The organism is Micromonospora phytophila (assembly GCF_023656545.1).
Lineage (GTDB): Bacteria > Actinomycetota > Actinomycetes > Mycobacteriales > Micromonosporaceae > Micromonospora > Micromonospora phytophila.
Map to the genome: position 1 here is coordinate 1 of NZ_JAMOKF010000217.1, position 9,572 is coordinate 9,572.

10 protein-coding genes are annotated in these 9,572 nt (G+C 73.4%); 4 read left to right on the plus strand and 6 right to left on the minus strand.

What is annotated here, in order from left to right; all coding sequences use genetic code 11:
• Positions 1-275: 275 nt before the first annotated feature.
• Both NCC78_RS21960 and mug read left to right on the plus strand, forming a co-directional pair.
• Positions 276-1,043 carry an SDR family oxidoreductase gene (locus NCC78_RS21960; protein WP_250796719.1) on the plus strand — a complete coding sequence of 256 codons (768 nt, stop codon included), beginning with the start codon at positions 276-278 and terminating at the stop codon, positions 1,041-1,043.
• A complete protein-coding gene (gene mug / locus NCC78_RS21965; protein ID WP_250796721.1) occupies positions 1,043-1,627 on the plus strand; it encodes a G/U mismatch-specific DNA glycosylase in 585 nt (194 codons plus the stop codon). The genes NCC78_RS21960 and mug overlap by 1 nt, the downstream gene beginning before the upstream one ends.
• 4 nt (positions 1,628-1,631) lie before the next feature.
• Here the strand turns inward: mug and NCC78_RS21970 are convergent, their stop codons facing one another.
• From NCC78_RS21970 to NCC78_RS21980, 3 genes are all read right to left on the minus strand, one after another.
• The gene (locus NCC78_RS21970; protein ID WP_250796728.1) at positions 1,632-3,611 is read right to left on the minus strand and encodes an ABC transporter ATP-binding protein; all 1,980 of its coding nucleotides are present in this window, start codon (positions 3,609-3,611) and stop codon (positions 1,632-1,634) included.
• 113 nt (positions 3,612-3,724) lie between these two features.
• A complete protein-coding gene (locus NCC78_RS21975; RefSeq protein ID WP_250796722.1) occupies positions 3,725-4,492 on the minus strand; it encodes an enoyl-CoA hydratase/isomerase family protein in 768 nt (255 codons plus the stop codon).
• Positions 4,493-4,538: 46 nt separating this feature from the next.
• Positions 4,539-4,766, minus strand: a complete 228-nt coding sequence (locus tag NCC78_RS21980; protein ID WP_074312753.1) for a helix-turn-helix domain-containing protein — start codon at positions 4,764-4,766, stop codon at positions 4,539-4,541.
• 210 nt (positions 4,767-4,976) lie between these two features.
• Between NCC78_RS21980 and NCC78_RS21985 the strand changes: the two genes are divergently transcribed.
• Positions 4,977-5,576 (plus strand): cadmium resistance transporter, encoded by a 600-nt coding sequence (locus NCC78_RS21985; RefSeq protein WP_250796723.1) that lies wholly within the window; start codon positions 4,977-4,979, stop codon positions 5,574-5,576.
• Between the two features lie 69 nt (positions 5,577-5,645).
• On the opposite strand, the gene NCC78_RS21990 is transcribed toward NCC78_RS21985, so the two are convergent.
• Positions 5,646-7,250 carry an ABC-F family ATP-binding cassette domain-containing protein gene (locus tag NCC78_RS21990; RefSeq protein ID WP_250796726.1) on the minus strand — a complete coding sequence of 535 codons (1,605 nt, stop codon included), beginning with the start codon at positions 7,248-7,250 and terminating at the stop codon, positions 5,646-5,648.
• 248 nt (positions 7,251-7,498) lie between these two features.
• On the opposite strand from NCC78_RS21990, the gene ypfJ reads away from it, so the two are divergent.
• A complete protein-coding gene (gene ypfJ, locus NCC78_RS21995; protein ID WP_250796729.1) occupies positions 7,499-8,416 on the plus strand; it encodes a KPN_02809 family neutral zinc metallopeptidase in 918 nt (305 codons plus the stop codon).
• Positions 8,417-8,506: 90 nt separating this feature from the next.
• Here ypfJ and NCC78_RS22000 read toward each other — a convergent pair whose 3' ends face one another.
• Together NCC78_RS22000 and NCC78_RS22005 are read right to left on the minus strand one after the other, a co-directional pair.
• Positions 8,507-9,172: an acVLRF1 family peptidyl-tRNA hydrolase gene (locus NCC78_RS22000; protein ID WP_284706340.1), complete on the minus strand. Its 666-nt coding sequence runs from the start codon at positions 9,170-9,172 to the stop codon at positions 8,507-8,509.
• 34 nt (positions 9,173-9,206) lie between these two features.
• Positions 9,207-9,572, minus strand: a 366-nt coding sequence (locus tag NCC78_RS22005) for a LysE family transporter (protein ID WP_250796727.1), incomplete at its 5' end; no start/stop codon positions are given.

The window sequence follows — 9,572 nt, forward strand, 5'->3', positions numbered from 1 at the left end:
CGACGGCGCCGTCGCGGTCCAGCTCGCCGGTCGGGTACGCCTGCTGCGTCCCGCCTGGCGCTGAGCCACCGGCTCCCCGGGCCGCCCCGCCCGTCCGCCGCCGATGGCGCGCACGGCCGCGTCGCGCCCCACCCGGCTCCTCCGGCACCGAAACGTCCGCCCCGGCCCCGGCTGGCGGATCCGTTCGGGTCACGTCCCGACCCGGCTCGTCCCGCACTCGAACTCCCCCGCCGGCTCCGGCTGGCGGATCCCGTCGGGTACGGCAGGATCGACGCATGGATCTCGGACTGACCGACCGGGTGTACGTGCTGACCGGCGCCTCCCGCGGGCTCGGCTACGCCACCGCGCGGTGTCTCGTCGCCGACGGCGCGCGGGTGGTGCTCTCCGCCCGGGACGCCGACGCGGTGGCCGCCGCCGCGCAGCGCCTCGGCGGGCCGGACCGGGTGCTCGGGCTGGGCGCCGACCTCGCGGACCCGGAGACGCCGGAGCGCCTGGTGACAGCGGCGCGGACACACTTCGGCCGGCTCGACGGGGCGCTGGTCTCGGTCGGGGGTCCGCCGCCGGGCAGCGCCGCGTCCGTGACCGACGAGCAGTGGCGCCACGCCTTCGAGACCGTGTTCCTCGGCACCGTCCGCGCGGTGCGCACCGTGGCCGCCACCCTGGCCGCAGGTGGCGGCGGGGCGATCGGCCTGGTCCTGTCCACCTCGGCGCGCGGACCGCTGCCTGGGCTGGGCATCTCCAACGGACTGCGCCCCGGCCTGGTCGGGATGGCCAAGGACGTCGCCGACGAGTACGGCCCCCGGGGCGTACGGGTGGTGGGCCTGCTGCCCGGGCGGATCATGACCGATCGCAACGTGGAGCTCTTCGCCGCCACCGGCGACCCGGAGCGGGCCCGTGCGGAGGCCGAGGCGGGCATTCCGCTGCGCCGGATCGGCGAGCCGGCGGAGTTCGGTCGGGTGGCCGCCTTCGTGCTCTCCCCCGCCGCGAGCTACCTGACCGGGATCACCGTGCCGGTCGACGGCGGCGCGCTGCGGGGCCTGTGATGGCCGGCTCCGCCCGCCACCGCTCCGACCGGCCGCGACCGGGCCCGACCCGCGAGCAGCTCGCCGCCGCCGCGGAGCGGACCCTCCCGGACGTCATCGCGCCCGGACTGGACGTGCTCTTCGTCGGGATCAACCCCGGCCTCTGGTCGGCCGCGACGGGATGGCACTTCGCCCGTCCCGGCAACCGCTTCTGGCCGGCCCTGCACCGGGGCGGATTCACGCCACGGCTGCTGCACCCCAGCGAACAGCACGAGCTGCCCGGGCTCGGCCTCGGCATCACCAACATGGTGGCGCGGGCCAGCGCCCGCGCCGACGAGCTGACCGCCGCCGAACTGGTCGACGGGGCGGAGATCCTCACCGGCAAGGTGCAGCAGTACCGGCCCCGGTGGGTGGCGGTGGTCGGGGTGACCGCCTACCGGATCGGATTCGCCCGGCCGAAGGCGGCCTTCGGCCCGCAGCCCGAGCCGCTGGCCGGCGCCCGGCTCTGGGTGCTGCCCAACCCCAGTGGCCTGAACGCCCACTTCACCCCGGTGACCCTCGGCGCCGCGTTCGCGGAGCTGCGGGCGGCGGTCATCGCCGGCTGACCGGTCAGTTGGCGGCGGCGGGGGGCAGCGCCTCGTCGGCGAGGTACGGCCGCAGCGGCGGCACGGCCACCGGTTCGGGGCCCGTCGCGTCGACGTACGGGGTGGGCGAGTCGGCCACCGCGAACTGGGTCCGGTAGAGCTCGGCGTAGAGACCCCCGACGGCGACCAGTTCCTCGTGCCGGCCCCGCTCGACGATCCGACCACCGTCGAGGACGAGGATCTGGTCGGCGTCCCGCACCGTGGAGAGCCGGTGCGCGATCACCAGCGCGGTACGCCCGGTCAGCGCGACCGACAGCGCCCGCTGCACCGCCGCCTCGCTCTCGGAGTCGAGGTGGGCGGTGGCCTCGTCGAGGATCACGATCGACGGGGCCTTGAGCAGCAGTCGGGCGATGGCGATGCGCTGCTTCTCGCCGCCGGAGAAGCGGTAGCCGCGTTCCCCGACGGTGGTCTCCAGCCCGTCGGGCAGCGACCGGACCAGGTCGGCGACCTGCGCGCCGGCCAGCGCCGCCCAGATCTCGTCGTCGGTGGCGTCCGGCTTGGCGTAGCGCAGGTTCTCGGCGATGGTCTCGTGGAACAGGTGCGAATCCTGGGTGACGACGCCGATCTCGTCGCGCAGCGAGTCGAGGGTCGCGTCGCGGACGTCGACCCCGCCGACCAGCACCTGGCCGTCGGTGACGTCGTAGATGCGGGAGATGAGCATGGACAGCGTCGACTTACCGGCGCCGGACGGCCCGACCAGCGCCACCATCTGCCCCGGCTCGACGCTGAACGAGACGCCCCGCAGCACCGGCTCGTTGACCGTACGGTCCAGCGCGGCGACCTCCTCGAGGGAGGCCAGCGAGACCTCGGCGGCGCTGGGGTAGCGAAACCGCACGTCGCGGAACTCGACCCGGCCGTTGCCCCGGGGCACCGGGACCGCGTCGGGCTCCTCCTCGATCGTCGGCTTCAGATCGAGCACCTCGAAGACCCGGTCGAAGGAGACCAGCGCGCTCATCACGTCCACCCGGACGTTGGAGAGCGCGGTCAGCGGGCCGTAGAGACGGGTCAGCAGCAGCGCGAGGGTCACGACGGTGCCGGCGCTGACGCTGCCGGTGACGGCGAGCCAGCCGCCGAGGCCGTAGGTGAGGGCCTGGGCCAGCGAGGCGACCAGCAGCATCGCCACGAAGAAGGTGCGCGAGTACATGGCGGACTGGATGCCGATGTCGCGCACCCGCTCGGCCCGCCCGGCGAACCGCTGCGCCTCGACTTCCGGGCGGCCGAAGAGCTTGACCAGCAGCGCCCCGGAGACGCCGAAGCGCTCGGTCATCGTCGCGTTCATCTTCGCGTCGAGGTTGTACGACTCCCGGGTGATCTCGGCGAGCCGCTTGCCGACCCGGCGGGCCGGGATGATGAAGACCGGCAGCAGGACCAGCGAGAGCGCGGTGATCTGCCAGGAGAGGGTGAACATCACGGCGGCGGTGAGCAGCAGTTGGATGACGTTGCTGACCACGCCGGAGAGCGTGGAGGTGAACGCCCGCTGGGCGCCGAGCACGTCGTTGTTGAGCCGGCTCACCAGCGCGCCCGTCTGGGTGCGGGTGAAGAACTGCAGCGGCATCCGTTGGACGTGGTCGTAGACCCGGGTGCGCAGGTCGAGGATGATCCCCTCGCCGATCCGGGCCGAGTACCACCGCTGGGCGAGGGAGAGCAGCGCGTCGACCACCGCCAGCGCCGCGATGACGAGCGCCAGCCGCACGACCAGTGCGCCGGCGTCCGGGCCGCCGCGGCTGATCCCGTCGATCACGTGGCCTGCGAGCACCGGGGTGGCGACCCCGATCGTCGCCGCGAGGACCACGGTGACGAGGAAGACGATGATGTCGCGGCGGTAGGGGCGGGCGAAGGCGACGATCCGGTGGGCGACGCCGCGCTTGAGCCGGTGGGCGGAGACCTCGTCGCGGCTGCGCATCGACCGGAGCATGCTCCAACCGGCCATGCCGCCACCGGCCATCGGGTTGGACACTGCTCACCTCCGGGTCGTCGGGCTGACCGCACCGTCAGGTCAATTCTCCCGACGACTCTGACAACCTCGGTCGTAACCCGGATCTTCCCGAACGGTCCTTACTATTCTCCCCGGCCGGCGAGGTCACGCAGCCGGCGGGTCTGCGCCTCCCGCTCGGCCCGCTGCTGCTCCGCGGCGGACCGGCCGCCGGCACCGGCCAGCAGGGCCTTGATCTCCACCACCGCGTCCCGGTTGTTGGCCAGCAGCCCGGCGGTTAGGTCACGCACCGCGCCGTCCAGCTCGGCGGCCGGCACCACGAGGGTGGCCAGGCCGATCCGGTCGGCCTCGGCGGCGTCCATCCGCCGGCCGGTGGCGCAGATCTCCAACGCGCGGGCGTAGCCGACCAGGTCGACGAGCCGCTTCGTGCCGGCGAGATCCGGGACCAGACCGAGCGTCACCTCGGCCATGGACAGCTTGGCGTCCTCGGCGAGCACGCGCAGGTCGCAGGCGAGCGCCAGCTGGAAGCCGGCGCCGATCGCGTGCCCCTGCACGGCGGCGACCGAGATGACGTCGGGTCTGTGCAGCCAGGTGAAGCCGCCCTGGAACTCCGCGATCCGGTCGGCGCACTCCTGCTCGGGCAGGGTGGCGAGCTCGGCGAAGGAGCCCGGCCCGGACGCGCCGGCCACCGCCAGGTCGAGGCCGGCGGAGAATGCCCGCCCCTCGCCGCGGACGACCACGACGCGCACGTCACCGGGGAGATCCCGGGAGAAGTCGCTCATCGCGCGCCACATCGCCGGGGTCTGGGCGTTCAGCACGTCGGGCCGGCACAACGTCACTGTCGCGACCGGCCCGTCGCAATCCAGCCGTACCCCGGCCACCTCGGCGGTCACCGGGCGGCCCGGGGCGCGGCGCTGATGGACGACGCGGGTGGGCGGATCACGCCTTCTTGCGGCGCCGGGCGCCGCCGCGCTGCCGCAGCTGCACCCCGGACTCGGTCAGCACCCGGTGGATGAACCCGTAGGAACGGCCGGTCGAGGCCGCGAGCGCGCGGATGCTCTCACCCGAGGTGTACCGCTTTACCAGGTCCTTGGCGAGCGTCTGACGCTCGGCTCCGATGATCCGGCGACCCTTCTCAGTGCTGGTGGCTGTGCCAGTGGCTGCCATGCTGTGTCCTCACGTCCCAGACTGTGCGGTTCGGATACGGTCCCACCTATTAGACCGCCTCGAACGATCATGCGCCAGATATCAACTCTTCGCCAACCGACACGCTATGCATTGTCAACTTCCCGATAGGGTGACCTTGCCGACCCCGCCGCCGCCCGTCCACCGGGCCGCTCCGGACGCGACGCGCCGACGCGCCGTAGCCTCGCTGGCGTGATCGACCTCTTCGGCACCGCAGCGGGTGCGGCCGTGGTGTTCGCCGCCACCGACATCGACGACATCGTCATCCTGACCCTGTTCTTCGTGGCGGCCCGCACCACGGGAAGGCCCCGTACCTGGCAGATCGTGGCCGGGCAGTACCTGGGCATCGGCGCGCTCGCGCTGGCCAGCGCGGTGGTCGCCGCCGGCCTGCTGGTGGTGCCCGACCCGTGGACCGGCCTGCTCGGCCTGCTGCCGATCGCGCTCGGCGTCCGCGCGCTGCTCGACTCCGACGACGACGAGACGCCGACGGTGGTGACCGGCACGGTCGGGGTGGCCGGGGTGACGATCGCCAACGGCGCCGACAACGTGGCCGTCTACGTGCCGGTGTTCCGCGCCCTCGGACCGGCCGACAGCGCGGTCTTCCTGCTGGTGTTCGGGGGACTCATCGCGCTTTGGTGCGCCGCCGCGGCGTGGCTGGGCCGGCATCCCCGGGTGGTCCGGGTGGTCGAACGGGCCGGCCACTGGCTGGTCCCGGCGATCTTCGTGGCCATCGGCGTGGTCATCCTGGTCACCTCCGGCGTCGTCGGCCACCTGTTCGACCTGCTCCACTGACCTGGGCGCCGCGCCGCCGCTGGCGGGCGCCCCACCCGGTCCGCAGAGCGCGCGCCGCGACGGCGGCGGTCAGGCCAGCTCGACCAGTTCGAGGAGGTCGTCGCTCCAGGCGTCCTCGTCGCCGTCGGGGAGCAGGATCGCGCGGTCGGGCTTGAGCGCCAGCACCGCGCCCGGGTCGTGGGTGACCAGCACGATCGCGCCCGGGTAGTTGGCGATGGCGTCGAGCACCTGCTCCCGGCTGACCGGGTCGAGGTTGTTGGTCGGCTCGTCCAGCAGCAGCACGTTGGCCCCGGAACAGACCAGGGTGGAGAGCGCGAGCCGGGTCTTCTCCCCGCCGGAGAGCACGCCGGCCGGCTTGTTCACGTCCTCGCCGGAAAAGAGGAACGCGCCGAGGATCTTGCGCAGGTCGGTGTCGGACTGCTCGATGGCGGCGGCCCGCATGTTCTCCAGCACTGTCCGCTCGACGTCCAGGGTCTCGTGCTCCTGGGCGTAGTAGCCCAGCCGCAGCCCGTGCCCGGCGTGCACCTCGCCGGTGTCCGGCTTGAGCAGGCCGCCGAGCATCCGCAGCAGGGTGGTCTTGCCGGCGCCGTTGAGCCCGAGGATGGCGACCCGGGAACCACGGTCCACCGCGACGTTCACGTCGGTGAAGATCTCCAGGGAGCCGTACGACTTGGAGAGGCCGGTCGCGGTCAGCGGGGTCTTGCCGCACGGCGCCGGGTTGGGGAAGCGGACCTTCGCCACCTTGTCCGAGACGCGTACCTCCTCCAGGCCGGAGATCAGCTTCTCGGCGCGGCGGGCCATGTTCTGCGCGGCGACCGTCTTGGTGGCCTTCGCCCGCATCTTGTCGGCCTGCGCCATCAGCGCGCCGGCCTTCTTCTCGGCGTTGGCCCGCTCGCGGCGGCGGCGGCGCTCATCGGTCTCCCGCGCCTCCAGGTACGCCTTCCAGCCCAGGTTGTAGACGTCGACCACGGAGCGGGTGGCGTCGAGGAACCAGACCTTGTTGACCACCGACTCCAGCAGCGAGCCGTCGTGGGAGATCACGATCAGGCCGCCCTTGTGGTTGGCGAGGAAGCTGCGCAGCCAGGTGATCGAGTCGGCGTCGAGGTGGTTGGTGGGCTCGTCGAGCAGCAGAATGCCGCCGCCGTTCTCGCCGGCGTCGCGGAACAGGATCCGGGCCAGCTCGATGCGGCGGCGCTGACCGCCGGAGAGGGTGCCGATGGTCTGCGCGAGGGCCCGGTCGGGCAGGCCGAGGTTGGCGCAGATCCGGGCCGCCTCGGCCTCGGCGGCGTACCCGCCGAGGGAGGCGAACTGGTCCTCCAGGGCGCCGTAGCGGCGGACCAGCTTGTCGCTGGAGTCGTCGGCGAGCTTGGCCTCGATCTCCTTCATCTGGGCCATCAGCACGTCCAGGCCGCGGGCGGAGAGCACCCGGTCCCGCCCGGTGACCTCCAGGTCACCGGTACGCGGGTCCTGCGGCAGGTAGCCGATCGCGCTGCGCCGGTCGATCTGCCCGGCGTACGGCTGACCCTCTCCCGCCAACACCTTCAGGGTGGTGGTCTTGCCGGCGCCGTTGCGGCCGACCAGGCCGATCCGGTCACCCGGCTGCACCCGCAGCGTGGTGTCGGACAGCAGGATCCGGGCGCCGGCGCGCAGCTCCAGGCCGGTGGCAGTGATCATTTAGGAGGACTCGCTCTCGGGGTCTGGAAGGGCTGACTCAGGGCACGCGAAAGCGCCGGCGAGCACGAGGGGGCACGTCGGCGCGGGGGCGGTTCAGCCTTCGCAGAGCAGCACGACGGCAAGTGTACCGGGCCTCGCCCGACGCCCCGTCGGATTACCTTGCAAGATCATCGGGTACCGAAACGCCGTCCGGACCCGGTCCGGTACCGCAACCACCAAAACTGGATCAAACGGTGATCGGGGTAGACATGGAGCTGAACGAGAACGCGCGGATCGACACCAGTCAGGTGGACGACCGGCGAGGGGCCGGCGGAGGGGGCGGGATCGGGGGAATCCCCATCCCGATCGGCGGCGGCCGGGGCGGCATCGTCGGTCTCGTCATCGCCGTGCTGGTCGCCCTGGTCGGCGGCGGTTTCGGCCTGAACGCGGCCACCAACGGCGGCGGCGGTGACGTGGGCGACAACACGTCGCTGGAGCAGAAGTGCGGGGCCGAGGACGCCCTCCAGCAGCTGGACTGCCGCAACACGCTCTACGTCAACTCGATCCAGGCGTACTGGCGCACGGCGCTGCCCGAGGCGTTCGGCGAGCAGTACCGCCCGTCCCGGACGGTCTTCTTCAGCCAGGGCGTCAACACCGCCTGCGGTCAGGCCGACTCCGGCGTCGGCCCGTTCTACTGCCCGGCCGACGACCTGGTCTACATCGACCTCACCTTCTACCGGGTGCTGGCCGACCAGCTCGGCGCGGAGGGCGAGTTCGCCCAGCCGTACGTGCTCGCCCACGAGTACGGCCACCACGTGCAGGACCTGCTCGGCACCGAGGCGCAGATGCGCCGCCAGCAGCAGCGTGACCCGGACAACGCCAACGCGCTCTCGGTCAAGCTGGAGCTGCAGGCCGACTGCTACGCCGGCGCCTGGGCGAAGAACGCCACCGGCACCGCCGACGAGGGCGGCCAGAAGATCTTCACGAGCATCACCGAGCAGGACATCTCCCAGGCCGTCGACACCGCGGAGAAGATCGGCGACGACGCCATCTCCGAGCGGGCCAACCGGCCGGTGAACCCGGAGGAGTTCACCCACGGCTCGTCCGAGCAGCGCAAGGAGTGGTTCACCAAGGGCTACTCCACCGGCGACCCGAAGTCCTGCGACACCTTCGGCGGCAGCCTCTGACCATCCCGCGTGCATGTCCCGACGGCCGGTGGGTTCCCCCACCGGCCTGGACGCCGGGCGCGGGCGGGTGACCCGACGTCCGGGCCCGGGTCAGCCCGGACCGTTGTCCGGCGCGGGATCGCGCACCAGGATCCGGACCGCCCGCGCGGCCGGGATCGCGCCGAGCAGCACGGCGTGCCGGGGCTCCGGCACGTCCAGGAGGCGGTCGGAACGCAGCGCCGCCAGCGGGGCGAGCCGACGGTCGGCCAGCACGGTGTCCACCGCCCGGCGGTCGCCACCGCAGACCAGCGCCGACAACCGCGCCGCCTCGGGCAGCAGCAACCGTACGGCCAGCTCGGCCGCGTCGCCGAGCGCCGCCTTCGCCTGGTTGTCCCGCCGGCGGGCGAACCGCTGCTGGGACCAGCCACCGGCGGCCGTCCGCCCCTGCACGTACCGGGTGTCCACCTTGGAGACGGTCAGCTCCTCCCCCGCCGCGACACCGACCGCCACCGCCCCCTTGCGGGCCAGCAGCAGGCCGATCCGGCGCGGGGCGCGAGCGGCCGCCAGGAACCCGGGCAGCTCGGCGGCGGGCGGGGCGCCCGGCGGGCTGTGCAGCTCGGCGGTCGCGCCGTCCGGGGCGGCGAGCAGCAGCCCGTACCCCTGGGCGGTGGTGGTGGGCGGACCGTGCCGGTCGGCGAAGCCCTCGACCCAGCGCGCCACCCGGGACGGGTCCACCTCGACCCACCGGCCACCGCCGGCCGCGGGACGGCTGCTCATGATCCGACCGTACGGCACGGCGGAGCGGACCGGGTCAGCCGGGGAGCAGGACGGCGACGGCGAGGGCGGCGACGATCGCGCTCGAGACCAGGCCCGTGACCAGCCGGCCGCGCGGGCCGGCCAACACCCGACCGACCAGGGTGCCGCCGCCGGCGATCAGCAACTGCCAGCTCGCCGAGGCGAGGAACGCGCCGAGCACGAAGAGCGCGGCGGCCGCCGGGTCCGGGTCGGTGGCGTCGCCGCGACCGAGGACCAGCGCCGCGAAGTAGACCACGGTGGCCGGGTTGAGCAGCGACAACGCCAGCACGCCGGTGAACGCCCGGGCCGGGGTGCCCATGCCCCGGCCGGTCACCGGCCCGCCGGACGGGGTGCGGGGACGCAGCGCCCGCCAGGCGCCGTG

Coding starts and splice junctions, on each gene's coding strand:
- NCC78_RS21960 (WP_250796719.1), top strand. CDS start 276: ATGGATCTCGGACTGACCGACCGGGTGTACGTGCTGACCGGCGCCTCC.
- mug (WP_250796721.1), top strand. CDS start 1,043: ATGGCCGGCTCCGCCCGCCACCGCTCCGACCGGCCGCGACCGGGCCCG.
- NCC78_RS21970 (WP_250796728.1), bottom strand. CDS start 3,611: ATGGCCGGTGGCGGCATGGCCGGTTGGAGCATGCTCCGGTCGATGCGC.
- NCC78_RS21980 (WP_074312753.1), bottom strand. CDS start 4,766: ATGGCAGCCACTGGCACAGCCACCAGCACTGAGAAGGGTCGCCGGATC.
- NCC78_RS21990 (WP_250796726.1), bottom strand. CDS start 7,250: ATGATCACTGCCACCGGCCTGGAGCTGCGCGCCGGCGCCCGGATCCTG.
- ypfJ (WP_250796729.1), top strand. CDS start 7,499: ATGGAGCTGAACGAGAACGCGCGGATCGACACCAGTCAGGTGGACGAC.
- NCC78_RS22000 (WP_284706340.1), bottom strand. CDS start 9,172: ATGAGCAGCCGTCCCGCGGCCGGCGGTGGCCGGTGGGTCGAGGTGGAC.